Source organism: Mesorhizobium sp. B4-1-1, assembly GCF_006439375.1.
Taxonomy (GTDB): Bacteria; Pseudomonadota; Alphaproteobacteria; order Rhizobiales; family Rhizobiaceae; genus Mesorhizobium.
In genome coordinates this window covers 206,396-230,465 of record NZ_VFTH01000005.1, presented here as the reverse complement: position 1 = coordinate 230,465, position 24,070 = coordinate 206,396, and the positions used below count along the sequence as shown (strand labels likewise).

The 24,070-nt window shown below is 63.1% G+C and carries 23 protein-coding genes; 17 read left to right on the top strand and 6 right to left on the bottom strand.

The annotated features are described in order from the left end of the window. Positions 1-44 precede the first annotated feature (44 nt). Entirely contained in the window at positions 45-590 is a 546-nt protein-coding gene (locus FJW10_RS09750; protein WP_140899927.1) for a DUF4142 domain-containing protein, read from the bottom strand. A gap of 79 nt (positions 591-669) precedes the next feature. Continuing rightward, positions 670-945: a hypothetical protein gene (locus FJW10_RS09745; protein WP_140899926.1), complete on the bottom strand. Its 276-nt coding sequence runs from the start codon at positions 943-945 to the stop codon at positions 670-672. Between the two features lie 151 nt (positions 946-1,096). On the opposite strand from FJW10_RS09745, the gene FJW10_RS09740 reads away from it, so the two are divergent. Continuing rightward, the gene (locus FJW10_RS09740) at positions 1,097-2,308 is read left to right on the top strand and encodes an FAD-binding oxidoreductase (protein WP_140899925.1); all 1,212 of its coding nucleotides are present in this window, start codon (positions 1,097-1,099) and stop codon (positions 2,306-2,308) included. Between the two features lie 32 nt (positions 2,309-2,340). Here FJW10_RS09740 and FJW10_RS09735 read toward each other — a convergent pair whose 3' ends face one another. Both FJW10_RS09735 and FJW10_RS09730 read right to left on the bottom strand, forming a co-directional pair. Then, positions 2,341-3,354, bottom strand: a complete 1,014-nt coding sequence (locus tag FJW10_RS09735; RefSeq protein WP_140899924.1) for an ATP-dependent DNA ligase — start codon at positions 3,352-3,354, stop codon at positions 2,341-2,343. Next, positions 3,348-3,851, bottom strand: coding sequence for a GFA family protein (locus FJW10_RS09730; protein ID WP_140899923.1), 504 nt, complete (start codon positions 3,849-3,851; stop codon positions 3,348-3,350). The genes FJW10_RS09735 and FJW10_RS09730 overlap by 7 nt, the downstream gene beginning before the upstream one ends. A gap of 104 nt (positions 3,852-3,955) precedes the next feature. Between FJW10_RS09730 and FJW10_RS09725 the strand changes: the two genes are divergently transcribed. Beyond that, the gene (locus FJW10_RS09725) at positions 3,956-4,564 is read left to right on the top strand and encodes an isochorismatase family cysteine hydrolase (protein ID WP_140899922.1); all 609 of its coding nucleotides are present in this window, start codon (positions 3,956-3,958) and stop codon (positions 4,562-4,564) included. A gap of 11 nt (positions 4,565-4,575) precedes the next feature. Here the strand turns inward: FJW10_RS09725 and FJW10_RS09720 are convergent, their stop codons facing one another. After that, on the bottom strand, positions 4,576-5,019 hold the full coding sequence (locus tag FJW10_RS09720) for a PPC domain-containing DNA-binding protein (protein ID WP_140900018.1): 444 nt from the start codon (positions 5,017-5,019) through the stop codon (positions 4,576-4,578). A gap of 178 nt (positions 5,020-5,197) precedes the next feature. Between FJW10_RS09720 and FJW10_RS09715 the strand changes: the two genes are divergently transcribed. The 3 genes from FJW10_RS09715 to FJW10_RS09705 are packed head-to-tail and all read left to right on the top strand — an operon-like array spanning position 5,198 to position 9,124. Beyond that, positions 5,198-5,818 (top strand): (2Fe-2S)-binding protein, encoded by a 621-nt coding sequence (locus tag FJW10_RS09715; RefSeq protein WP_140899921.1) that lies wholly within the window; start codon positions 5,198-5,200, stop codon positions 5,816-5,818. Between the two features lies 1 nt (position 5,819). Next, positions 5,820-6,842, top strand: a complete 1,023-nt coding sequence (locus tag FJW10_RS09710) for a xanthine dehydrogenase family protein subunit M (RefSeq protein ID WP_140899920.1) — start codon at positions 5,820-5,822, stop codon at positions 6,840-6,842. 2 nt (positions 6,843-6,844) lie between these two features. Then, entirely contained in the window at positions 6,845-9,124 is a 2,280-nt protein-coding gene (locus tag FJW10_RS09705) for a xanthine dehydrogenase family protein molybdopterin-binding subunit (protein ID WP_140899919.1), read from the top strand. A 259-nt stretch (positions 9,125-9,383) separates the two neighbouring features. On the opposite strand, the gene FJW10_RS09700 is transcribed toward FJW10_RS09705, so the two are convergent. Beyond that, positions 9,384-11,837 (bottom strand): membrane-bound PQQ-dependent dehydrogenase, glucose/quinate/shikimate family, encoded by a 2,454-nt coding sequence (locus FJW10_RS09700; RefSeq protein ID WP_140899918.1) that lies wholly within the window; start codon positions 11,835-11,837, stop codon positions 9,384-9,386. A 133-nt stretch (positions 11,838-11,970) separates the two neighbouring features. On the opposite strand from FJW10_RS09700, the gene FJW10_RS09695 reads away from it, so the two are divergent. From FJW10_RS09695 to FJW10_RS09640, 12 genes are read left to right on the top strand one after another with little or no spacing between them, the layout of a single operon-like run. Then, a complete protein-coding gene (locus FJW10_RS09695; RefSeq protein ID WP_140899917.1) occupies positions 11,971-12,690 on the top strand; it encodes a cytochrome c3 family protein in 720 nt (239 codons plus the stop codon). Then, entirely contained in the window at positions 12,674-15,664 is a 2,991-nt protein-coding gene (locus FJW10_RS09690) for a TAT-variant-translocated molybdopterin oxidoreductase (RefSeq protein ID WP_140899916.1), read from the top strand. Before FJW10_RS09695 ends, FJW10_RS09690 begins: the two co-directional genes overlap by 17 nt. Further along, positions 15,657-17,015, top strand: a complete 1,359-nt coding sequence (nrfD, locus tag FJW10_RS09685; protein ID WP_140899915.1) for an NrfD/PsrC family molybdoenzyme membrane anchor subunit — start codon at positions 15,657-15,659, stop codon at positions 17,013-17,015. Before FJW10_RS09690 ends, nrfD begins: the two co-directional genes overlap by 8 nt. After that, positions 17,012-17,539 (top strand): DUF3341 domain-containing protein, encoded by a 528-nt coding sequence (locus FJW10_RS09680; protein WP_140857765.1) that lies wholly within the window; start codon positions 17,012-17,014, stop codon positions 17,537-17,539. The genes nrfD and FJW10_RS09680 overlap by 4 nt, the downstream gene beginning before the upstream one ends. After that, complete coding sequence (locus FJW10_RS09675) at positions 17,536-18,078, top strand: cytochrome c (RefSeq protein ID WP_140640564.1); 543 nt, start codon at positions 17,536-17,538, stop codon at positions 18,076-18,078. Before FJW10_RS09680 ends, FJW10_RS09675 begins: the two co-directional genes overlap by 4 nt. After that, complete coding sequence (locus FJW10_RS09670; RefSeq protein WP_140899914.1) at positions 18,075-19,187, top strand: hypothetical protein; 1,113 nt, start codon at positions 18,075-18,077, stop codon at positions 19,185-19,187. Before FJW10_RS09675 ends, FJW10_RS09670 begins: the two co-directional genes overlap by 4 nt. After that, positions 19,180-19,626, top strand: a complete 447-nt coding sequence (locus FJW10_RS09665; protein WP_140652667.1) for a hypothetical protein — start codon at positions 19,180-19,182, stop codon at positions 19,624-19,626. The genes FJW10_RS09670 and FJW10_RS09665 overlap by 8 nt, the downstream gene beginning before the upstream one ends. Further along, on the top strand, positions 19,623-20,375 hold the full coding sequence (locus tag FJW10_RS09660) for an SCO family protein (protein ID WP_140899913.1): 753 nt from the start codon (positions 19,623-19,625) through the stop codon (positions 20,373-20,375). Before FJW10_RS09665 ends, FJW10_RS09660 begins: the two co-directional genes overlap by 4 nt. Continuing rightward, complete coding sequence (gene coxB / locus FJW10_RS09655; protein ID WP_140899912.1) at positions 20,372-21,325, top strand: cytochrome c oxidase subunit II; 954 nt, start codon at positions 20,372-20,374, stop codon at positions 21,323-21,325. Before FJW10_RS09660 ends, coxB begins: the two co-directional genes overlap by 4 nt. After that, positions 21,322-22,962: a cytochrome c oxidase subunit I gene (gene ctaD, locus FJW10_RS09650; protein ID WP_140899911.1), complete on the top strand. Its 1,641-nt coding sequence runs from the start codon at positions 21,322-21,324 to the stop codon at positions 22,960-22,962. Before coxB ends, ctaD begins: the two co-directional genes overlap by 4 nt. Beyond that, positions 22,959-23,594 carry a cytochrome c oxidase subunit 3 gene (locus FJW10_RS09645; protein WP_140899910.1) on the top strand — a complete coding sequence of 212 codons (636 nt, stop codon included), beginning with the start codon at positions 22,959-22,961 and terminating at the stop codon, positions 23,592-23,594. Before ctaD ends, FJW10_RS09645 begins: the two co-directional genes overlap by 4 nt. Further along, a complete protein-coding gene (locus FJW10_RS09640) occupies positions 23,591-23,839 on the top strand; it encodes a cytochrome C oxidase subunit IV family protein (protein ID WP_140899909.1) in 249 nt (82 codons plus the stop codon). The genes FJW10_RS09645 and FJW10_RS09640 overlap by 4 nt, the downstream gene beginning before the upstream one ends. Positions 23,840-24,070 lie beyond the last annotated feature (231 nt).

Below are 24,070 nucleotides of genomic sequence, written 5' to 3'. Positions count from 1 at the left end.
AAGCGAGAGCCGCCTCCTGAGGCGGCTCCAATATTGTCAGATGCTTACTTGTTGAGACCGTTGGCCATGTCGAGGTGGTGCTGGAGATGCGGCAGCGTCGCCGCCGCCCACGCCTTGAGGTCCGCCTGCTCACCTCCATCGCCGTAGCGCTTGAAAAGATCGACGGCATCCTCGTGGGCATCGACCTGTATCGAGTGGTACCGCTTGGTGAAATCGGCGCCCTGCAACGCTTTGAGATCTTTGAGCGTCGACTGCTGCTTGTCCGTCATCGCAACCGGCAGCGTTGCTTTGACCTTCCCGCCGGTCACCAGGCCGTTGAGGTCAGCCGTGGTCTTCTCATGATCGGTAACCATCTGTTGCGCGAAAGCCTTCGTCGCGTCGTCGGAGCGTTCGAGCGCGAGCTTGCTCGATTCGATTTCGAACATGTCGCTGGTCGCCGCTTCCGTGACGAAATCCTGCGTGGAGGGTGCAACGCCCAGCACCGAATTGACCCCGGTCTTTTCCGTCGTGGATGGAGCAGGCGCGTCGGTTTGAGCGAACGCCGAAGTGGCGAGAAGGGCAGCCGCGAGGGCCAAAGGCAAGCGTACCATGGGTGTCTCCTATGCTGCTAGCTCAACCGGGCATCACAGGCTTTGTTCCTCCTCGAAACGAATAACCTAATCGAGATGTCTATATCTCGTCGAAACGGGTGCCTTCCTTGGAAGGATCGCGCGACAGCACCCGTTCCTCCTCATCGTCGGGCAGGGCTTCGTCGCTCTCCTGATCGGGATTATCGTCATCCTCCTCGGGTAAGGCACCCTCGGTCTCGCGCAGATCAGGGCCGTTCTCAGTCACCGCACTGTCGGGAAGCACTTCAGTACCCTCGAAGGAATCCCAGTCCTGTTGCTCGATGGTGGGGGCTTCGGCTTCATCCTGCTTTTCGGATCGCTTGCTGCGGGGGTCCATGGCGTTCTCCAAATGCTGAGAGCTTCCGTTGACCAATCCCCCGCAAGACCGTTGGTTCCACTGACGCATTGTTCGGCAGACTGGCATCTGCACTGGAGCAAGGGAACGCCAAAGCCGGGTTCTGACTTATCGTGCGAAACCGGGAACGTTCATGCCTCGCAAGCTCGATCTTAGGAGCGGCACGCCTGTCTGGTCTGCCTATCGCCCACCTTCTGTGCCGGTGGATCGCCTGATGCGCGACGTGAAAACCGACGTGCTTATCGTCGGTATGGGCATCAGCGGCGCAATGATGGCCGAGGCGCTGACCCGCGACGGCCGTTCCGTCATTTGCATCGACAGACGCGGGCCGCTGAGGGGATCGACCGCCGCGACGACGGCACTCGTCCAGTTCGAGATAGATCAGCCGCTGACAAGACTGTCCAGGATGATGGGAAACAGTGCCGCTCGCGAGGCTTGGCGACGCTCCCGGCTCGCGGTCATAAACCTGCGCGGCCGCATTGGCGAACTCGGCATCCATTGCCAGTGCGTGTGCACGCCATCGCTCTATCTCGCGGGCGAAAGGCTTGGCGCCTCGGACCTGCGCCAGGAAGCAGAGGCACGGCGGCAGGCAGGCATCGCGGCGTCCTTTATGCCCCGCAATGAGCTGCGCAGCGCGTTCGGTATCGATCGCGCTGCGGCCATTCTCAGTCACGACAATCTCGCGCTCGATCCGAGAAAGCTCACCTCTGGTTTGCTGCTTCACGCACTGGAGCGGAAGGCCCGCTTTTACGCGCCCGCTGAAGCAACGACCCTGGAGGACAATCGCCTGGGCGTGACAGTTGGGACGCGGCAGGGCCCGAGCATCAAAGCGAGGCATCTGGTCCTGACTACGGGCTACGAACTCCTCGATGTCGTGCCGGCGACAGACCATCGCGTAATTTCCACATGGGCGATCGCGACCAGGCCGCAGCCCAACAAGATATGGCCGCAGGCCGCCATGATCTGGGAGGCCTCCGATCCCTATCTCTATCTGCGTGCCACCTCTGACGGGCGCGTGGTCTGCGGGGGTGAGGATGAGGATTTCACCGACGAGGAAAGGCGCGATGCGTTGACGCCGGAAAAGACCGAGCGCTTGGAGAAGAAGCTTGCGCGGATTTTTCCGATGCTCGACACGACAGCGTTTTTTGCCTGGAGCGGCACGTTTGGCGCCACCGGCACCGGCCTTCCCATTATTGGCAGCGTGCCCGGTCATCCGCGTATTCATGCGGTAATGGGCTATGGCGGGAACGGGATCACATTTTCACAGATTGCTTCCGAGATCGTTTCCGCTTCCATTGCCGGCGCACAGGACGCGGACGCAGATCTCTTCGCTTTCAAAATGTGAGCTCGGACACCATCGCGCGAGCGGATTGAAAACTATTCGATCTGCTCGAACGTACACTGGCGCGGCGCTTTATCCGGCCGCCAGCGCAAGAGCTTGGTCCCGTGCCGGAAGCGATCGCCGGTGACGTGGTCGAAACGGACTTCGACGACCAGTTCCGGCCGAACCGGCTCCCACTCTCCGCTGCGCTCGGTGCTCCAGCGGCTCGGGCCGCCCGGCGCCTTGCCGGTGAAGCCGGGTCCGCCGCGCAACTTCTCGAGTCTCTCGGTGAGAGCAGCCCGCTCGTCATTGGCGATGGTCGAGGTGAAGCCGACATGATCGAGCTGCCCGCCGTCATTGTAGAGGCCAAGAAGCAGCGACCCGACTTGCTGCCTGCCATTAAGATAGCGAAAGCCGCCGATCACGCAGTCGGCCGTGCGCAGCCGTTTGACCTTGATCATCGCGCGTTCGCCGGGTCGATACGGCTCGTCGAGCGGCTTGGCGACGACACCGTCGGTCGAACCATGGCCCGAGCCTCGCAGCCATTGCTCGGCAATCGCAATATCGGTGGTCGACGGCGATAGCCCCAGCGCCCTGCCAGCGTGGCCGGACAAGAATTCCTCCAATGCCCGGCGCCGGCCCGCCAAGGGCGCCTCGAGGAGGATCCTGCCGCCCGGCGCGACGAGCATGTCGAAAAGGATCAGCCGCGCTGGCGTCTCGATGCTCAACTTGCGAATGCGGCTTTCCGCGGGATGAAGCCGCATCTGTAGCGCGTCGAAGGAAGCGCGACCGTCGATCTCGATCACGATTTCGCCGTCGACGGCGAAATTCCTGAGGTCGAGGCTTTGAACCACGGCAACCAGCTCCGGGAAGTAACGACCAAGCGGCTTGCCGGATTTCGCTCGAAGATCAACGTCGTCCTTGCCCTTGAAGCCAAGGCAGCGGAACCCATCCCATTTCGGCTCATACTGCCAAGGCCCGTTCTCCTTCGGCAACACTTCCGCAGTTCGCGCTTCCATCGGCGGCGTATCCAGGGGCAAGGGAAAACTGTTCGCGCGCGCCGCTACCATCGCTCTTCCGTATCGCGATCTGGCAAGTCGACGCCGCAGCAGACCCAACTGAGCCGCTGCGAGGATCCGTAGTTGTATTGCGGCTCGAGATCCGCAGGATCGTCGAAGCTTCCGACATGCAGCGCGATCTCGTTGACGGCGGCGTCATATGCCAGCGCAAGCGGAGAGCCGCATGTCTGACAGAAGCCGCGTTTGGCGAGAGGGGATGACCGCCGGAAGCAAGGCTCCTCGCTCAGCCAAGACACGTCGGCAGAAGGCAGCCACGCGAGCACCGCGAAGGCGCTGCCCGTCGCACGGCGGCACATATCGCAATGACAGTAATGCACGCGCGGGTCGCCGGTCACCCGATAGCGGATCTTGCCGCAGAGGCATCCGCCTGAACGTTCGCCAGTCGGCGGGTTGGTGAGAGTCTGCGTTGCATTCATCCAGCTTGAACGCGCTTCGCGGACTGTGGTTTCCGTCGGGAACAGCCGACAAAGCTGGGCGTTGTCCAACATTCCGAGGATCAGGCCTTGAGTCCCAATCACCGCTGCTGCTCGTTGTCCTATGCGCTCTTCCGTTTCATCCCGCTTCACTCGGGCAGAGTTGGGCGGGCATTCTGATGTCGGCTCCGGGCTTGACCTATGGGCCGCTTGGCGATCGCTGCGCGCATCTTTGCGTCGACATGCAAAACCTGTTCGCGCCACCGTCGGAATGGGCAACCCCCTGGATCACCCGGGTCGCTCCGAAAATCACCGGGCTGGTCGAAAGAAAGACCGAGCAAACCATCTTTACCCGCTTCATTCCTGCGATGAGGGCGGGCCAGGGCGCCGGCACCTGGAGGCGTTATTACGGGCGCTGGGCCTCGATGACGATCGAGGCCGTGGATCAGGAGATGGTGGATCTCCTGCCTGAGCTGCGGGCATTTTGTCCGCCGGCGCAAGTGATCGACAAGCATGTCTATTCGCCTTGGCCGGAAGGCAGGCTGCAGAGCAAGCTCGCCGCCCGCCGGATCGACACGTTGGTGATCACCGGCGGCGAAACCGATGTCTGCGTGCTCGCCACTGTCCTCGGCGCGATCGACATCGGCTACCGAGTCGTGCTGGTGACAGATGCACTTTGCAGCTCGTCGGACGCCACCCATGACGCGCTGATGACCGTCTACCATCAACGGTTTGCCCAGCAGGTCGAGACGGTCGAGATGGAGGTCGTTCTCTCGGCCTGGAATTGAGAGAGGCGCCGCTACGTCTCGAGGTCGATCAGCGCAATGCCAAGCTCGGACCGCTTCCTGCGGCGCAGGTAGCCGGGCGATTCCAGCACCGTGACTTCCAGCGTGGGCTGCACGAAACCTTCAAGCAGATGCCCGCCGCGCGTCGACCCGTCGCCGAGACCAAGCACGGCATGCACGTGAAGACTGGATTTGCCACTGTCGTCGACAGCGATGTCGCCGATCGCACTCAGGACCTCACATTGTTCCGGGACAGGGATTCTCCGGTAGGATTTCGACTGGACATCAAACCAACCCACCACCGCCTTCTCGAACGCCCCGATCGCAGTCAGCGACGCCGCGGTAATGCCCTGCTCGGTCGCAAAGGTGGTCAGACGGGCGAAAGCTTCTTCGCCCGGTTCTAGCACGACCACAAAGGTCTTTTGTCCTGACGTTTCCGCCACCAGCTTCGATTTCATGATCAACACCACTTCAACTGTCTCGATCCAAAACTCGAAATCGGGCTCGTGTGTTCCGTGTTTGATGCCGAGGCCGTTGAGCACCTTTTTGTGAGTGTCGGCGGTTTCGCGGCTCAATTGGGAACAATGTTTCGGCTCGGTGGTTAGCGCGAATGACCAGCCAGCGACGGAGCGAGCCATGTCCCACCCTTCAGCCTCCCATGCTACCGGTCTCAACCGACGAAATTTCATGACAGGTACGGTGTCTGCCGCCGCAGCCGTGCCTCTGCTGGCCTCATCGGCGAAAACCGAAGTAGTCAGACCGTCTGGCGCGCGACTAAGGGAGCCGATTGTCACAACACTTCGGATCAACAAGCAACGTCACGAGCTTTCGCTCGATCCCAGAACAAGCCTGCTTGACGCCCTGCGCGACCATGCCGGGCTCACCGGCACGAAAAAGGGCTGCGACCATGGCCAGTGTGGCGCCTGCACGGTGCTGGTCGACGGCAAGCGAGTGCTCTCTTGCCTGAGCTTCGCCGTAATGAACAACGGCAAGGAGGTGACAACCATCGAGGGGCTGGCGTCGAGCGACGGCGCTCTGCATCCAATGCAGCAGGCCTTCGTCGATCATGACGCATTCCAGTGCGGCTACTGCACGCCGGGCCAGATCATGTCGGCAATCGGCTGCGTCAACGAGGGCCATGCGCAATCCGAAGACGACATCCGCGAATATATGAGCGGCAACATCTGCCGCTGTGCCGCCTATCCCAACATTGTCGCCGCCGTCTTGCAGGCACGCGACGAGATGAAGGGAGCCTGATATGCGCCCCTTTGTCTATGAACAGCCAACCGACATCTCCGCGGCGGTCGCTGCAGCGTCCCGCTTTACGACTCGCGATGACCAGCCGACACAAGCGAACGCGCAGTTCATCGCCGGCGGTACCAATCTGGCCGACTATATGAAGCTCGGAGTCGCTGAACCGAACCGTTTGCTCGACCTTAACCACCTCAAGGAGCAAGAGCTCAGGGAGATCCGGGTAACGGAAGACGGCATCCGGTTCGGCGCTCTAGTGCGCATGGGCGAAGCCGCCGATCATGGCGAGGTCAAGCGGCGCTATCCGGTCATTGCCGACAGCTTGCGGCTGGCCGCGAGCGGACAGATCCGCAACATGGCAAGCCTTGCCGGCAACGTCCTGCAGCGCACACGATGCGAATATTTCCGCGAGACGTCTTGGGCCTGCAACAAGCGGGTGCCCGGCTCGGGCTGCGCGGCGATTGAAGGTTTCAACCGGCAGCATGCCGTGCTGGGCGCTGGCGAGGCATGTATCGCTACCTACCACGGTGATTTTGCGCAGGCGCTTATCGCGCTCGATGCCGTCGTTCGCGCAGAAGGCTCGCGTGGCACGCGAAAGATCCCGCTGGCCAAGCTGCACCGGCAGCCCGGCGATACGCCCCATATCGAGACCGATCTCGCCGCAGACGAGATCATCACCGCGATCGACGTGCCCGCCATTCCGTGGGCGCGGCGTTCCCTCTACTTGAAGATCCGCGACCGGGAATCCTACGCCTTTGCGTTGGCCTCCGCTGCCGTCGCGCTTGATCTCGATGGCGACAGCGTTCGCGAAGCGCGGATCGCGCTGGGCGGCGTCGCCACGGTGCCTTGGCGAGCCAGCAAGGCCGAGGCCGCACTGCAAGGAAACAAGCTCGACGAGGCGGCGGCAGGGGCAGCGGCCGACGCCGCCTTCGCCGATGCCCAACCGCGCCAGCACAACGCATTCAAGATCGAGTTGGGCAAGCGAACGTTGGTACGCGCTCTGCTCGAAACCCGCGACATGAAGGTGTGACCATGGACGCTACCGCTCCAAGACCCAAGGACAATCAGGGCGAACCGCTGCCGCGTGTCGATGGACGGCTGAAAGTCACTGGCCAGGCCCATTACCCGGCCGATCTGCCGACCGCCAACATTGCCTATGGCGCGTTGGCCACAAGCAGCATCGCGAAGGGGAAGGTGACGAAGCTTCATCTCGATGATGCCCGCGCCGTGCCGGGGCTGCTCGATATCGTGACCTATGGCGATATGGACAAGGTCGAGAGGCCCAAATTCGGCAATTCCGGCGCGACGTCTGTGGGACCTTTGCATGACCGGACCATTTTCCATGATGGGCAAATTATCGCGCTCGCCGTTGCCGAGACATTCGAGGCGGCCGAAGAGGCGGCGCAACTGATCCGCGCCGAGTATGAAGACGAGAAGCCGACCGCGACCTTCGACTCCCCGGGTACGACAACCATTCCCGCCGCCGGCAAGAGTCCTCTGTTCAAGGAAGACGTGAAGGCCGGCGATTTCGACGCCGCCTATGCCCACGCCGCGGTCAAGATCGATCAGCGCTATTCGACACCCACTCAGCATCACAACCCGATCGAGCTGTTCTCGACCACAGCGTTGTGGCAAGGCGACCAGCTTGTCGTGCACGAGCCATCGCAGAACGTGACCGGCTGGAAGGTGGAGCTTGCCCGGCAGTTGAAGATGGACCCCGCGAAGGTTCGCATCGTCAGCCCATTCATCGGTGGTGCTTTCGGGTCGAAGGGGCCGATGACGCCGCGCACGGCAATCGTCGCGGTGGCCGCAAAGCGCCTTGGCCGTCCGGTGCGCTGCGTGACCAGCCGCATGCAGGCCTTCGGCACCCAGACCTATCGGGCTGAAACCAGACATCGCATTCGGATCGGCGCCGGCAAGGACGGCCGCATCACCGCCTTCGCGCATGAAGGCTGGGAAGTGACGTCGCGTCCGGATCCCTATGTCGTCGGCGGCACATCGACGACCGGTCGCATGTATGATTATGGCTCCGTTCTAACTCACGTGTCGCTGGTGCAAACGGACCGCAACACGCCGGGGTACATGCGTTCGCCGCCCGAGACGCCCTATGTCTACGCGCTGGAAAACGCCATGGACGAGATGGCCGTGGCGCTTGGCATGGATCCAGTCGAGTTCCGCCGCATCAACGAGCCCAAGGTGGAGCCGATCGGCAAGAAGCCGTTCTCCAGCCGCTCGCTGATCCAATGCTACGACCAGGCAGCGGAGGCCTTCGGATGGGCCAAGCGCAATCCGAAGATCGGCGCGATGCGCGAAGGCGACTGGTTGGTCGGCATGGGTTGCGCAACGGCGATTTACCCAACGGCCGTCGCGCCATGCGCGGCGCGGGTGCGCCTTACCGTCGACGGCGATGTGCGGCTGCAATGCGGTTCGCACGAGATCGGCACCGGCGTGCGCACCGTGGCCGCTCAGATGGCTTCCGAGCGGCTCGGCGTCAGCATCGCACAGATCAGCGTCGAAATGGGCGACAGCAGCCTGCCTCCCGCGCCTGTCTCAGGCGGCTCGATTTCCACGGCAAGCGTCTGTTCGGCGGTGCTGAAGGCCTGCGACGCTATCCGCACCAAGCTTTACGAAGCGGCGACCGCGGAAGGCGCCCCGCTGGCCGGATCGCATAACGAGGAATTTGAGCTTACTGACGGAAAGATCGTGGCCAAGAGCGGTGCCTTCGCGAAGGTCGAGGACGTCTTTAAGGCCATGCAGGTTGGCGCGATCGAGGAATATGCCGAGTTCGCGCCCAAGGGCGCGACGCCGGAGGCACTGAAGAAGCTCTATGCCGGGATGCCGGAATTCCACGGTGGCGAGCAGGACAAGGATTCGGTGAAATATGCCTTCGGCGCCGAGTTCGTCGAAGTTCGCATCAACCGCTACACCAGGGAAATCCGCGTGCCGCGCATTGTCGGCGCATTCGCGGCCGGTCGCATCATGAACACGCGGACGGCGCGAAGCCAGTTGATGGGCGGCATGATCTGGGGCATCGGCCAGGCGCTGCACGAAGCGACCGAAGTCGACCGGCGCTACGCCCGCTATGTGAATCGCGACCTGCAGGACTATCTTGTGCCCGTCAACGCCGACATCAAGGACCTGCAGGTGATCCTGGTTCCGGAGGTCGACCATGCGGTCAACCCGGCCGGCGTCAAAGGCCTCGGCGAACTCGGCAATGTCGGCACGGCCGCCGCCGTCGCCAGTGCGGTCTACCACGCCACCGGCAAGCGCATCCGCGATCTGCCGATCAGAATTGAGCAGTTGCTTACCTGAGCAGGCCCCACGGCGAACACGCATAGATATCTCCTTGACAGGAGAGGCCCATGTTTCACATCGGCATGTGGATGCTGCCCATTGCGGGCATACCTCTGATCCTCCTTCTAATCTGGATGTATTTCCTTGCCAGGCGCCGAAGCCGGCGGCTGGCGGAGCGGAGGGGTCGGCCGACACAGCTGACGGAGCGGCGGCGGCGCACTGACTTGGAAAGCTGAGACACGGAAAGCTAAAGGCCGGTTGCTTGACCCTTCAACCTTCAACCCGCCGGTAACGCGTAGGCGATGACTTCATCGCCGACCTTGGTCTCCATGAAATGATGGCCGCCGGGCGCGATGACGATGTATTGCCTGCCATCGACCTCATAGGTCATCGGCGTCGTCTGGCCACCTGCGGGAAGATCGGCTTGCCAGACCTGTCTGCCGGTCTTGATGTCGATCGCGCGCAACTTGTCGTCGGTAGTCGCGGCAATGAAGATCAGGTCGCCGGCCGTCACCAGGGGGCCGCCGTTGTTCGGGGTTCCGATGGTAAGCGGCAGCATGGAGGGAATGCCGAACGGTCCGTTATTGTCGGCGCTGCCCAACGGCTCGTCCCACAGCGTCTTGCCGGTCTTGAGGTCGATGGCGCGGATGTGGCCGTAAGGCGGCTTCGAGCACAGCAGCCCTGTGGGCAGGCGCCAACCGGCATTGACGGCGATGGCGTATGGCGATCCGGCCTGAGGGTCGCCGATGTCCTTGGCTTTTTTCGAACTGCCGCCCTTGTCGATCGGCCTGAAGCCCATCTGGTCCGCTTTCTCGCGCGGAATGAGCTGATTGAAATTAGGCATGTCGTTGTAATTGGCGATCAACACGCCGCTGTCGGTATCGACAGCGATGCTGCCCCAGTCAGAGCCGCCATTATAGCCGGGATATTCGATGAAGGGCCGGTCGACCGTCGGCGGGGTGTACTCGCCCTGATAGGAGGCGCGATGGAATTGGATGCGGCAGTAGAGCTGGTCCAGCGGGCTCATGCCCCACATGTCTTTCTCGGTCAGCACCGGCTGGTCGAGATGCGCGTAGCCTGAATAGGGCTGCGTCTTGGAGAGCTTGTCCGGTTCGACGCCGCCGGAAGGCACATTGCGCTCCTCGACTGGGAAGAGCGGCTTGCCGGTCTTACGGTCGAGCACGTATATCTGGCCCTGCTTGCTGGGCACGATGATGGCGGCGATCTTGCCGGTCACGGTCGGGAAATCGACGAGCGTCGGCTGTGAGCCGAGGTCGTAGTCCCAAAGGTCGTGATGCACCGTCTGGAAATGCCAGACCGGCTTGCCCGTGGTGACATCGACGGCGACGATCGATGAGTTGAACTCGTTTTCGAAATCCTTGCGGTCGACACCGTAATAATCGACGGCGGCGTTGCCGAGCGGCAGGTAGACATAACCGAGCTGCGGATCGGCTGCGGCGACGGTCCACATGTTTGGGGTGCCACGCGTGTAGGTGTCGCCGGCAGGCGGCGCGCCGGTGCGGTCGGGATGTCCCATGTCCCATGCCCAGGCGAGCTTGCCGGTGGTGGCGTCATAGCCGCGGACGACGCCCGAAGGCGCGTTCTCTGCCTGACCGTCCTTGACCTGCGCGCCGACCACGGCAATCCCGCGCACGATCGTCGGCGGCGCGGTGACAGAATACCAACCGGGTACCGTCTCGCCGATGCCTTGCGTGAGGTCGACGACGCCCTGCTGGCCGAAGTCCGTACAGGGTTTGCCGGTCTTGGCATCGATGGCGATCAGGCGCGCGTCCAGTGTTCCGATGAGAATCCTTGTCGCGCAGGCTTGATCCGCCTTGGCGCCCGGCACGGCGAAATAGGCAACACCGCGACAGCTCGCGCCATAGGGTATGGCGTCGTCGGGGACCTTCGGGTCGTAACGCCATTCTTCCTTGCCGCTGCGGGCATCGGCGGAAATGACGATGTCCTTGGCCGAGCAGGCATAGAGATGGCCGCCGATCTCGAGCGGCGTGTTTTCGGGCGAGTAGAGGTCCTTGGTCGCTTCGTTCGGCATGTCGCCGGTGTGGAAGGACCAGGCGCGGGTAAGCTTGGAAACGTTGGCTGCGGTGATCTGGTTGAGCGGAGAGTAGCGTGTCCCCAATTCCGATCCGCCATAGACCGGCCAGTCATTGCCGGCCTGGTGGGTCGCGGTGTCCTGCGAGGCTGGCGCTCCGTTCGGCGCGGGCTGCACGGCAGGCGCCGGCGGTTGCGCCGGTGACTGCGCCAAGGCATCGATGTGCAGGAAGCCGAACGCGCCCAGCGCAATGACCGGCAGCAGCAGGCTTGTCACATAGGCGGCGTTCCTGCGGGCTCGGCTGCCGATGTCGCGGAAGGCCGGAACGGCAAGTAGGACGAAGATGAGGATGATCGTGGGAGCCAAGACGCGCGGCATCAGCGCCCAGCTGTCGAGACCGACCTCCCAATAGGCCCAGGCAAGCGTTGCGAGCCATGTCAGGACGTAAAGCCAGACACCGGCCATATTTCCTGCGAGCAGCAGAATGCCCGCGAGCAGCAATGCGATGCCGGCGGGCAGATAATACCAGGAGCCGCCGAGCGCGATGAGCCAGGCGCCACCGCAACCGATCAGCAGGCCGAGAACGGCCAATAGGATGCCAACCAGCGCTCTCCACCAGTAGGCGACACCGCGATGGCGCAGAGGACGATGGGGGTTGTTTGCGGCGGCGTCGGTCATGGCATTTTCCAGCGTGAAACAGATCGTGATATCTGGCGAACGCATGCAGCCGGCTGTGGTTGCGGATTAAATTCGGGACACGCCGTCGCTGCCGGTCACCATTCTGTGATCCTTTCGCGGCTTCGGAACCTTCGTGGCGAAAGCACCGTTAGGTGTCGTCAACTCTGAGTTTGCCTTCAGCAGAATCGGCGAGGGGATGCCGCAGATCTTCTCGAAAAACGCCAATGGCGTTGCGCGCTTTGTCATCTGGGGAAGCTGTGCCGTTCTGCTGATCGCCGCCGCGATCGGGACAATTCTTCCCCGTTCGGACCTGGTAACGGGAGTAGGTGAGCCATTGGCGCAGCCGGTGCCGTTCAGTCACAAGCACCATGTCGGCCAACTCGGCATCGACTGCCGCTATTGCCATAACGGCGTCGAAACCTCGTCGTCAGCGGGTCTGCCGGCGACCGAGGTCTGCATGACCTGTCATTCGCAGCTTTTCACCAACGCGGCGATGTTGGCGCCGGTACGCACAAGCCTTGCCAGCGGCAAGCCGATCGAATGGCAGCGCGTCAACAGCGTGCCCGATTTCGTTTTCTTCAATCACGCCATCCACATCAACAAGGGCGTCGCTTGCGAAACCTGCCATGGCGAGGTCGACCAGATGCCGCTGACGATGCGGGCGCATACGCTGAGCATGGAATGGTGCCTCGGCTGTCATCGCAATCCCCGTCCCAATCTGCGTCCGCCGCGGGACGTGTTCCTGACGCACTGGCAGCCACCTGAGGACATCGCCGAGATCAGGCGACAGCTGATCGGCATGCTCGACATCCATCCCGAGACGATGACGGATTGCTATGTCTGCCATCGCTGACGACAGGCATGGTCCCGCCATCGACATTGCGGCTCTTCGTAAGCGGCTGACGAGCGGCCGCGACATGTGGCGCAGCCTCGACGAGATTGCCGGCACCGTGGAATTCCGGCGCTTCGTCGAAGCCGAATTTCCGGCGATTGCCGAACGTCTGCCGGCAAGGCCAAACCGGCGCACGCTGCTGAAGCTGATGGGCGCTTCGCTGTCGCTTGCCGGGCTGGCCGCCTGCAGCAGGGCGGAAAGCATTGTGCCCTATGTGCGCCAGCCGGAAATGCTGACCCCCGGCAAACCCGCCTATTACGCGACCGCACTGTCCAGTGACGGCTTCGGCATCGGCGCGATCGTCGAAAGCCATGAAGGGCGGCCGACCAAGGTGGAGGGCAATCCCGACCATCCGGCGTCGCGCGGCGCGACCGACGCTGTGATGCAAGCGGCAGTGCTGACGCTGTTCGACCCTGATCGCTCGCGCACCCCGCTCAAGGATGGACAGCCGGCATCCTATGGCGATTTCCTCAAGGACATGGCGGCGCTCGTCTCGCGATGGGCGGCATCGCAAGGGCAGGGCGGAGCGCTGCTGGTTGAAGCGACTACCTCGCCGACTCTTGCGGCGCAGATCGATGCGCTGCGGGCACGCTATCCGAAACTGAAAATCCATCGTCACGACCCGTTGGCGATACCGGCCGCGGCGGACGCGTCACATGCACTGTTCGGATCGGCGCTGACGCCGGTCTACCGCTTCGATCGTGCCGAAACGATCGTCAGTCTCGACGCCGATTTCCTGGGCGAGGGGCCGGGGCGGCTGGCTTACGCGCGCGACTTCGCGGCGCGGCGACACGTGCGCAGCCCGAACGACGGGATGAGCCGGCTTTATGCGGTGGAATCGACGCCGACGATCACCGGCGCGGCGGCCGATCATAAGATAGCGATACGGCCGAGTGAGGTCGAAGCCGTGGCTGCCGGGCTTCATGCCACGCTGGAAGCCCAAGCCGGGGCGCCCGTAGCGCCAATCGACCAGACTCCGATCGACGCGCCATGGATGAATGCGCTGGTCGATGATCTGAAGGCAGCCGGCCGCAACGCACTGGTCGTGCCGGGTGCGCATCAGAGCGCGTTCGTTCACGCTGCCGCGTTTGCCGCCAATGCTAGCCTTGGTGCGCTCGGCAATATGGTGGAGCTTATCGAGGCGCCGGATGCGCTGCAGGTCGATGGTGATCTGGAGGCGATGTGCGAAGCGATCGGCCACGGGGCGATAGACACGGTCGTCGTCTTGGGCGCAAACCCGTTGCACACCGCGCCGGCGGGCCTCGATATGCTCAAGGCGTTCTCCGGCCTGAAGCTGATTGTCCATCACGGGCTCTACCGCGGCGAGACGGCATTCCTGGCGCATTGGCACGTGCCGGCGGCGCATGAACTCGAGAGCTGGAGCGACATCCGAGCCTATGACGGCACGGCCTCGCTGGTGCAGCCGCTGATCAGGCCGCTTTACGATGGCAAGACCGTACATGAACTGCTTGCTTTGCTTGGCGGCCAGTTCGAGACCGATCCGCTGTCGCTTGTCCGGCAGCATTGGGCAGAGCTCGATGATGACGCGTGGAGAAAGGCTCTGCGCGACGGCGTCATAGCGAACAGTGCCGCCAGGCCGGTGTCCGTCACAGCGGGGGCGGACCTGGCCGGGCTGAAGCCGGCGGCAGACGCAGGGAGCGGCATCGATATCCGCTTCGTCGCTGATCCCTGGCTGCGTGATGGGCGTTTCGCCAACGCATCATGGCTGCAGGAGCTGCCGCGACCGCTGACCAAGATCGTGTGGGGCAATGCTGCGCTCATATCGCCCGCCACTGCCGAGCGACTGAAGATCGAAAACGGCGATATCATCAATGTCGCCTCAAATGGCGCGGACGTCGATGCGCCGGCCTGGATCGCGCCCGGCCATCCGGACGAAACGATAACGCTTTCCTTTGGCTTCGGGCGAAAGGTCGGTTCCGTTGCTGCCCTATCGGAAGGCTACGACGCCTTCCACTTGCGCCGTGGTTCGGAGTGGATCGCGAGCGGTGCGGCCATCGCGCCCCGCAAGAACAGCATGCGCGTCATCACCACGCAGCACCACCAGGCAATGGAAGGCCGCGCCATCGTGCGCCACGCGTCGCTCGACGCATTCCGGCAGAGGCCGGATTTCGTGCGCAAGGATGCGCCGCCGACCCCAACGGAATCGCTTTATCCCGAATGGCGCTACGACCAGGAAGCCTGGGCTATGGCGATCGATCTCTCGGCCTGCATCGGCTGCATGGCCTGCGTTTCGGCCTGCCAGGCCGAAAACAACATCGCGCCGGTCGGACCGGAGGAATGTGAGCGCGGCCACGAGATGCACTGGCTGCGCGTGGACCGCTACTATGCCGGGCCGGTCGATGCGCCTGAGACCTTTTTCCAGCCGGTGCCTTGCATGCATTGCGAGAAGGCGCCTTGCGAAGTGGTGTGCCCGGTCAACGCCACCGTGCATACGCATGACGGGTTGAACGCGCAGGTCTACAACCGCTGCATCGGCACGCGCTATTGCTCGCAGAATTGCCCCTACAAGGTGCGGCGCTTCAACTTCCTCGACCACCAGTCCTTCGACAAGGACGAAGCTGGGCCGGAGCGGGGCGTGCACAATCCGAACGTCAGCGTGCGCTCGCGCGGCGTGATGGAGAAATGCACCTACTGCGTCCAGCGCATCAGCGCCAAGCGCATCCAGGCGCAGATCGAAAATCGCGACATCGCCGATGGCGAAGTGGTCACCGCCTGCCAACAGGCCTGCCCAACCCAGGCCATCACGTTCGGTGATCGCAACAGGAAAGAGGCAAAGGTCGTTCGGGAGAAAAGCGCGCCGCAGAACTACGCGCTGCTGGAGGAGCTGAACACACGGCCGCGCACCTCCTATCTCGGCAAGATCTCCAATCCGAACGGCAGGCTTGCCAGGCCAAGCGAGGCGACCGATGGCTGAAGCCGGCGCGAACAGCTCGGCTGTCCTGCGCGGCCGCCACGACTTTCCCGAGATCAGTGGGCGCATCGGCTCGATCGTGCTCAACGGCCGCCTGCCGCGTCATTTCTGGACGGCGTTCTTCCTTTGCTTCCTGCTCGTCCTGCTGCTGCTCTACTCGATCACTTACCTGATCGCCGTCGGTGTCGGCGCCTATGGTATCGACATTCCGGTGGCCTGGGGCACGATGATCTCCAACTTCGTCTGGTGGATCGGCATCGGCCATGCCGGTACGTTGATCTCGGCGGTGCTCCTGCTGTTACGCCAGCCATGGCGCGCCTCGATCAACCGCTTTGCCGAAGCCATGACGCTGTTTGCCGTTGCAATGGCGGGACTGTTTCCGATCCTGCATCTCGGCCGGCCGTGGTTCTTCTACTGGCTGCTGCCCTTGCCCAATGTGCATATGCACTGGCCCCAATGGCGCAGCCCCCTGGTCTGGGATTTCGCGGCGATCGCGACCTATGCCACCGTCTCGCTGCTGTTCTGGTACATGGGTCTTCTGCCGGATCTGGCGGTGCTGCGCGACCGCGCCAGAGCAAGGCCGGCGCAGCTCTTCTACGGCATATTGGCGCTTGGCTGGCGCGGCTCGGCCTATCATTGGTCGCGCTATCAGGTCGTCTATTTCCTGCTAGCCGCCCTGGCCACGCCGCTGGTCGTTTCGGTCCACTCGATCGTCTCGCTCGACTTCACCTTCGCCATCACGCCCGGCTACCACTCGACGATCTTCCCGCCCTATTTCGTCGCCGGCGCGCTGCTCTCCGGCTTCGCCATGGTGCTCACCATTGCCATTCCGCTGCGTTGGGCCTTTTCCGTCGAGGACCTGATCACGGTCAGGCACATGGAGAATGCCGCCAAGCTGATGATCGCCGCCGGCATGGTCGTCGCCTATGGCTATGTCTCGGAAGCATTCTTCGCCTGGTATTCGGGCGAGCCCTACGAACGCGCCATGATGGCCGAGCGCGCGCTAGGTCCCTATGCGCCGCTGTTCTGGACGATGCTCGGCCTGAACTGCGGTGTGCTGCAACTGCTTTGGTTCAGGCGCATCCGCCGCAACATGCCGCTGCTGTTTGCGATCGCCGTTGCCATCAACATCGGCATGTGGATCGAGCGCTACATCATCGTCGTGACGGGACCGAGCCGCGACTACCTGCCGTCGGCCTGGGGCGAGCAGTCGCTGACCTGGCTCGATTTCGGCATCCTATTCGGCTCGATCGGTACCTTCTTCGCACTGGTCTTCCTGTTCATCCGCATCCTGCCGGCGATCACCATCTTCGAGGTCGAGGAACTGGCTGAGGAGGAGGGCAAGCTCAGATGAGCCTCTACGGTCTCGTGGCTGCGTTTGCCGCACCCGAAGCGCTTGTCGAGGCAGCCCGCGGCATGCGCGAGCGCGGCTACCGGCGCATGGATGCGTTCTCGCCGTTTCCGCTGAAGGAATTGGATGAGATACTGGAAATCCGCGCCACGCGCCTGCCCTGGGCCGTGCTCGCCGGCGGGATCGCCGGTGCCGCTCTTGTCTATGCGCTGATCTGGTACTCCGTCGAGATCGACTATCCCATCAATGTCGGCGGCCGGCCGCTGCATTCCTGGCCGCCTTTCGTCGTCATCGCCTTCGAGGCCGGCATTCTCGGCGCAGCCTTCGCCGGCTTTCTGGGTGTGCTCGCGGCCAATGGCCTGCCCCGCTACCATCATCCGGTCTTCAACGCTGAGAGCTTCAGCTATGCCCGCGGTGGCAAGTTCTATCTGCTGATCGAAGCGGCCGATCCGAAATACCGCAAGGGCGTGACCCGGGGCCAGCTGACGCGGCTCGGTGCCGAGACGGTCGAGGAGGTCGAAGCGTGAGCCGACTCGGCCTAACGCTTCTGCTCGGAGCGCTGGCTGTCGCCGGCTGCCGGCAGGACATGGAGGACCAGCCGCGCTACGATCCGCTGGAGGCGAGCAACCAATTCGCCGACGGCATGTCGGCACGCACGCCGGTCACGGGCACTGTCACACGCGACGCCGATCTTTCGCCTGTCCCGGACAAAATCCCCTATCCGATCACGACCGAGCTGCTACAGCGCGGCCAGCAGCGTTTCGACATATTCTGTTCGCCCTGTCACGGCCGCACCGGCGACGGCCACGGCATGATCGTCCAGCGCGGCTTCCCGGCCCCGCCGAGCTACCATCAGGATGCGCTGCGCAAGGCTTCGGACCGGCACTTCTACGACGTCATCACCAACGGCTATGGCGCCATGTATTCCTATGCGGCGCGGGTGCCGCCACAGGACCGCTGGGCGATCGTCGCCTATATCCGCGCGCTGCAATATTCGCGAGCCGCCCCAGTCGCCGAACTTCCGCAAAGCCTGCGCGCGCGGCTTGAAGCGGAGGCTTCGCCGTGAGCCGCGTCGAGCAGCGTTTTTTGGCGGTCGGCATCGCGGGACTTGTTCTTTGCGTTCTTGGCGCATCGCTCGATGCCAAAGCGATGCTGGGCGCCTGGGTCGCGGCAGCTATCTTCGCGATCAGCCTGCCGCTCGGCGCGCTGACCATATTGATGGTGCACGGGCTGACCGGCGGACGCTGGGGCGAGGCGGTCCGCCAGCCTTTGCGGGTCATGATCGCGATGCTGCCATTTGCGCTCATCTTGCTCCTGCCGGTGCTGATGAGACTCGACCTTATCTTCCCATGGGCCGGCGCGGATTCCGCGATGCTTTCTGAGAAGGTTCGAGAGAAGCTTGCTTATCTCAACGTGCCGTTCTTCCTGCTGCGCTTCGCTGTCTGCGCGGCGATCTGGTTCGTTCTCACATGGGTGGTGCTCGGCTCGACTTCAGAGGATTCCGAGAAAGCTGGCAACGGGAGGAAATATGCTCTTGGCTTGATCCTCCACGCGCTTGCCGTCAGCGTCTTTGCCATCGACTGGATGCTTTCGATCGAGCCGGAATTCACCTCGACCATCTATGCGCTTAGTGAGGCCTCCGCCGAAGTCGTCGGAGCTTTCGCCCTGGCGATCCTTGTGCTGGCCGCAAGACGGGCAGTGGAGGTCATACCCGGTGGCGAGGAAGATGTCGCGCTCAGCGAGGACCTTGCCAACATGCAGCTGGGCTTCCTGCTGACCTGGATCTACCTCGTCTTCATGCAGTGGGTTGTCGTCTGGGGCGGCGACCTGCCCGACGAGATCGGGTGGTACATCATTCGCGCGACGGGGGGCTGGCAGTATCTGCTGTGGCTGCTGATTGCCTTGCAGGCGGCTGCGTTCACAGGCTCGCTCAGCCGACGGCTCAAGCGCAGCCATGACGGCCTGGTCTGGCTGGCGGGGGCAGCTCTTGCAGGCCATTTCGCCGATGTGTTCTGGCGTATACGGCCACCGCTGTTTTCCGGCGGTCTGCTAGCGCTCTGGCATGATGCGGTCGCCTGGACGGGACTGGGTGGGCTGTGGCTTGCGCTGTTCCTCTTCCTGCTCCGCCGGCCAGACAGGATCGTCTGGTGGAAGCGGGAGGTCGCCCATGGCTAAGGCGCACCGCCATCCCGAGACGCGCGATGTCCAGCCGCGGGTACTGCTCGCTTTTGGTGGCGGGCTGCTGCTGTTCATCGCCTTGGCCGCGATCGGCATGAAGCTCGCCTTCAACACCACGCCGACATGGCTGCCGGTTCCGACGGAAACCAGTCCGGAAAGCCCCGATCTGCAGACCGCGCCAAGGCAGGACTTGGCAAGTCTTCGCGCCGAGGAGGATCGCCAGCTCAAAATGCTTGGCTGGGTCGACCGCAATGCCGGCATCGCCCGTATTCCGATCGACGACGCCATGTGGGCAATTGTCAGCAACGGTTTGCCGGATTGGTCGCAGCAGCGATCCGCGACGACTGGAGCCGATGACTGCGCCCTGGTCACAGCGGCCGTTCCCCGAGCTCCGCAGGCCCAGAATTGCCGACGGCAAAGCGGGGCAGGGCGATGAGAAGCTTGTTAGCCGCCCTTTGTCTATTCGTTGCCGGCGCGGCCCCTGCCGCCGAGCGACCGACATTCGATCCAAAGCTCGGCGCACAGCTGACGCTGGACCGCGAACTGATCGACGCCAGCGGCCGGAAGCTGACGCTGGGCGAAACGCTGGGCGGCCGTCCGGCGCTTGTCATCTTCGGCTACGATAAATGCCCGAACCTGTGCGGCGTTACCCAGCAGGCCGTTGCCTCCGACCTGAACAAGACATCGCTTCGGCCGGCAGACTACCGCGCGCTGTTCATCTCGATCGATCCCGAGGAGACCCCGGCCGACGCGGCCACGGCGCAAGATGACATCGCTTCCGCCGCCGGTCCGGCAGGCCTGCCCGCCTGGCGTTTCCTGACCAGCAGCGATGGCGCAGGCGCAGCGCTCGCGAACGAAGCCGGCATCACTTTCGACCGGCGCAAGGGCATCGATCAGTTCGTCCATCCGATCGCGGTCATAGCACTTACGCCGTCGGGCCGGATTTCACAGGTGCTGCCGGCGCTGACCTTCACGCCGCGCGATCTCAAGCTCGCGCTGGTCGAAGCGTCGGAGAACAGGCTCGGATCGATCGCCGATCACATCTTCCTGCTCTGCGCCGGCTTCGACAGTTCGAAAGGCCAATACACGCCAACGATCTGGGCGGCGCTGAAAGTCGCGAGCCTGGCAACGCTGCTTGGCCTCGGCGCAACCGTTCTCTGGCAGAGCTGGGGGAGGGAAAGGTGAGCTTCGGCATTCCCTTCTTCCCCCAGGAGGCTTCCTCGGAAGCCGGCCAGGTCGATGCGCTGTTTTACACTTTGCTTGCTTTTTCCGTCGTTCTCGGACTGGCGCTGACCGGACTGGTCGTCGGCTACGCGGTGAAATACCGCGTCGGCTCAAAGGCGGATCGAACAGGCAAGCGTTCCCGCAGCCTGCCGCTGGAAATGAGCTGGACCGTCGCCAGTCTGATCGTCGCTTTCATCTTCTTCGGCTGGGGCGCGACGCTATTCGTTCGCCGCGACCATCCGCCGGCGGACGCGCTCGAGATCACCGGACTCGGCAAGCAATGGATGTGGGAGTTCAGGCAGCCGGGCGGCCAGCGCGAGATCAACGAATTGCATGTTCCCGCCGGCAAACCTGTCGTGGTGTCGCTCGCCTCACAGGACGTCATCCACTCCTTCTACGTGCCGGCGTTCCGTATCAAGCAGGATGCGGTGCCGGGCCGCACGACGCATATCTGGTTCATCGCCACCGAGCCAGGCCGCTACCACCTGTTCTGCGCCCAATATTGCGGCACGCAGCATTCCGAAATGGGCGGCTGGGTGACCGTGATGGCGCCCGAGCAATATGCCGCGTGGCTGAACAGCCAGGGCGAAGGCGAGACGCTTGCCGCGGGCGGCGAGAAATTGTTTCGCGCGCTGGGCTGCTCGGGCTGCCATGGCGCGAGCAGCAAGGTGCGGGCGCCGTCGCTTGACGGCATCTTCGGCCGGCCGGTGGCGCTCGACAACCAGCAGACGGTGATCGCCGACGAGCGTTATCTGCGCGACTCCATCCTCAATCCGAAGAAGGAAATCGCGGCGGGCTATGAACCGGTCATGCCGAGCTTCGACGGCTTGATCGACGAAGGCGAACTTCAGATGCTGCTTGCTTATCTGAAGTCGCTTTCGCGTCAACCAACGGCTGGAGCCAAGCCATGACCAACGCGGCGATGCAGGGTACGTATTTGGGGGAGGGGAGCGGGCCTCGCGCTTGGCTGCTGACCACCGACCACAAGCGCGTTGCATGGCTCTACCTGATCTCGCTGACTGCCTTCTTCTTCCTCGGCGGCGCCATGGCGGTGCTGATGCGCGTCGAGCTGGCGACACCGGCGGGCGACCTCGTCTCCGACGATGTTTACAACCGGCTGTTCTCGCTGCACGGCATCATCATGGTCTGGTTCTTCCTGGTGCCGTCGATCCCGGCGACACTGGGCAATTTCCTTTTGCCGCTGATGATCGGCGCGCGCGACCTCGCGTTCCCCCGGCTGAACCTCGCCAGTTGGTATGTCTTCATCTTCGGCAGCCTGTTCGCGCTGTTTGCGGTGGTAGCCGGCGGCGTCGACACCGGCTGGACCTTCTACACGCCGCTGTCGACGCTCTATGCCAACGGCTGGGTCTCGACCGCGGCCTTCGGCGTCTTCATCGTCGGCTTCTCGACGATCATGACCGGCATCAACTTCATTGTCAGCGTGCACACGCTGCGCGCGCCGGGGCTCACCTGGTTCCGCCTGCCGATCTTCGTCTGGACGCTTTACGCCACCAGCCTGGTGATGGTGCTGGCGACCCCGGTGCTTGCCGCCTCGCTGATCCTGATCGTGCTGGAGCGTGTCTTCGGCATCGGCATCTTCAATCCAGACCTCGGCGGCGATCCTTTGCTCTTCCAGCATCTCTTCTGGTTCTACTCGCACCCTGCGGTCTACATCATGATCCTGCCCGGCATGGGCGTGGTGTCGGAGGTGCTGCCCTGTTTCAGCCGCCGGCCGCTGTTCGGCTACAAGGCCGTGGCGATATCGTCGATGGCGATCGCCGTCTTCGGCTTCCTGGTCTGGGGCCACCACATGTTCGTCAGCGGGCAATCTTCCTATGCCGGCGTGGTGTTCTCGTTCCTGTCCTTCTGCGTCGCGATCCCGTCGGCAATCAAGGTCTTCAACTGGAGCCTGACGCTGCGCAAGGGCGAGATCAGCTTCGAGACGCCGATGCTTTACGCGCTTTTCTTCCTTGCGCTGTTCACCTTCGGCGGGCTGGCGGGGCTCTTCCTTGCGTCGCTCGCGGTCGACGTGCATGTCCACGACACCTACTTCGTCATCGCGCATTTCCACTACATCATGGTCGGCGGCATGGTGACCGCCTATATGGCCGGCCTGCATTTCTGGTGGCCCAAGCTGACCGGCCGCATGTATTCGGAAACGGCGGGGCGGATTGCGGCAACGACCACTTTCATCGGCTTCAATCTGACCTTCTTCCCGCAATATGTGCTGGGCTTCGACGGCATGCCGCGGCGCTACCATACCTATCCGCCGGAATTCCAGTTCTGGAACGTGTTGTCCTCGGCTGGTGCCGTGGTGCTGGCGATCGGCTATTTGATGCCGTTGTTCTATCTCGGCTGGTCGCTATTTCGCGGCGCCCGCGCGCCCGACAACCCGTGGAACGCCACTGGGCTCGAGTGGCAGACAAGCTCGCCGCCGCCGCCGCATAATTTCGAAACCATGCCGGTCGTGACCAAACCGGCCTACGCCTATGACATGAAGGGGCTTGAGCATGAGCGCTTCAGCCCGCACCGGGAGTCGGCGCAATGACCGGCACCGAAAGCATCGCTTTTGATACCCCTCAACGCGAACGGCGCGCCGACACTTTTGCCATGTGGGTGTTCATCGGCTCCGAGGCGATGCTGTTCGGCGCGATCTTCCTCGTCTTCTTCGTCGCCCATATCGATTTCGGCCCTGCCTTCGCGGCTGCCTCGAAACACCTTTCGCTGCCGCTCGGCACCTTCAACACGGCCATTCTGATCACCAGCAGCTTTACAATGGCGCTGGCCCATATGCTTGCGCTTCAGAGACGCTGGCGCGCAACAATCTGGGCGCTGGTCGCGACGGTGACGCTAGGCGCGTGCTTCCTGATCGTGAAAGGGATCGAATACGGCAAGGAGATTCACGAAGGACTGGCGCCGCTCCTTGGCCTGCCGTTCCGCTATGCCGGGCCGGATCCGGTCCACGCCGAATTCTTCTTCGGCCTCTATTTCGCGATGACCTCGCTGCATGCCCTGCACCTGATCGGCGGCATCGTCGTCATCGCCGGTATGGTCGCGCTCTGGCCGACGTCCAGCCCTGCCAACCGCCAGCGCCGGGTCGTAGCCGTCGGCCTCTACTGGCACTTCGTCGATATCATCTGGGTGTTCATGTTCCCTGTTCTTTACCTGATCAACCGATGAGCGAACTTCGCAAACTCACCTTTGGCTATCTCGGGCTGCTCGCGCTTCTGGCGCTGACGGTCGCCTCGTCCTTAATTGATCTCGGCGGCTTCAACGTCGCGCTCAACCTTGCGATCGCTGCAGCGAAAGCGGCCCTGATTGCCCTGCTGTTCATGCATCTGACCGGGACGTTGCCTCGGCTTGCTGTCGCGGCCGCCGGGCTTTGGCTGATCATCCTATTCGGGTTGACGGTGATCGGCCGATAGCCGGAGCCGATTTCTAATCGGCGTATCGAATGCGAACGTCGGCTTCCTAGGCAAACGCTCACAAAGTCGCCAGTTTCGCCCCATTGCGGCCATGCTGGAACATGGGGTGGAGTGATAGACGTGGCGTTACCGAGCGTTATCCGACGCTGGCATCTTCGGGACGGATTTTCGATCCGGGAGATTGCACGGCGCACGGGATCGTCGCGGAACCCGATTCGCGAATACCTGCGA

Excerpts from the sequence above, each read along its gene's own strand:
- FJW10_RS09665 (WP_140652667.1), top strand. The coding sequence starts at position 19,180 with ATGGCTAAGGCGCACCGCCATCCCGAGACGCGCGATGTCCAGCCGCGG.
- FJW10_RS09645 (WP_140899910.1), top strand. The coding sequence starts at position 22,959 with ATGACCGGCACCGAAAGCATCGCTTTTGATACCCCTCAACGCGAACGG.
- FJW10_RS09740 (WP_140899925.1), top strand. The coding sequence starts at position 1,097 with ATGCCTCGCAAGCTCGATCTTAGGAGCGGCACGCCTGTCTGGTCTGCC.
- FJW10_RS09745 (WP_140899926.1), bottom strand. The coding sequence starts at position 945 with ATGGACCCCCGCAGCAAGCGATCCGAAAAGCAGGATGAAGCCGAAGCC.
- FJW10_RS09705 (WP_140899919.1), top strand. The coding sequence starts at position 6,845 with ATGGACGCTACCGCTCCAAGACCCAAGGACAATCAGGGCGAACCGCTG.
- FJW10_RS09710 (WP_140899920.1), top strand. The coding sequence starts at position 5,820 with ATGCGCCCCTTTGTCTATGAACAGCCAACCGACATCTCCGCGGCGGTC.
- FJW10_RS09660 (WP_140899913.1), top strand. The coding sequence starts at position 19,623 with ATGAGAAGCTTGTTAGCCGCCCTTTGTCTATTCGTTGCCGGCGCGGCC.
- FJW10_RS09640 (WP_140899909.1), top strand. The coding sequence starts at position 23,591 with ATGAGCGAACTTCGCAAACTCACCTTTGGCTATCTCGGGCTGCTCGCG.
- nrfD (WP_140899915.1), top strand. The coding sequence starts at position 15,657 with ATGGCTGAAGCCGGCGCGAACAGCTCGGCTGTCCTGCGCGGCCGCCAC.
- FJW10_RS09730 (WP_140899923.1), bottom strand. The coding sequence starts at position 3,851 with ATGTTGGACAACGCCCAGCTTTGTCGGCTGTTCCCGACGGAAACCACA.
- FJW10_RS09690 (WP_140899916.1), top strand. The coding sequence starts at position 12,674 with ATGTCTGCCATCGCTGACGACAGGCATGGTCCCGCCATCGACATTGCG.
- FJW10_RS09715 (WP_140899921.1), top strand. The coding sequence starts at position 5,198 with ATGTCCCACCCTTCAGCCTCCCATGCTACCGGTCTCAACCGACGAAAT.
- FJW10_RS09750 (WP_140899927.1), bottom strand. The coding sequence starts at position 590 with ATGGTACGCTTGCCTTTGGCCCTCGCGGCTGCCCTTCTCGCCACTTCG.
- FJW10_RS09720 (WP_140900018.1), bottom strand. The coding sequence starts at position 5,019 with ATGAAATCGAAGCTGGTGGCGGAAACGTCAGGACAAAAGACCTTTGTG.
- FJW10_RS09725 (WP_140899922.1), top strand. The coding sequence starts at position 3,956 with ATGTCGGCTCCGGGCTTGACCTATGGGCCGCTTGGCGATCGCTGCGCG.
- FJW10_RS09735 (WP_140899924.1), bottom strand. The coding sequence starts at position 3,354 with ATGGTAGCGGCGCGCGCGAACAGTTTTCCCTTGCCCCTGGATACGCCG.
- ctaD (WP_140899911.1), top strand. The coding sequence starts at position 21,322 with ATGACCAACGCGGCGATGCAGGGTACGTATTTGGGGGAGGGGAGCGGG.
- FJW10_RS09680 (WP_140857765.1), top strand. The coding sequence starts at position 17,012 with ATGAGCCTCTACGGTCTCGTGGCTGCGTTTGCCGCACCCGAAGCGCTT.
- FJW10_RS09700 (WP_140899918.1), bottom strand. The coding sequence starts at position 11,837 with ATGACCGACGCCGCCGCAAACAACCCCCATCGTCCTCTGCGCCATCGC.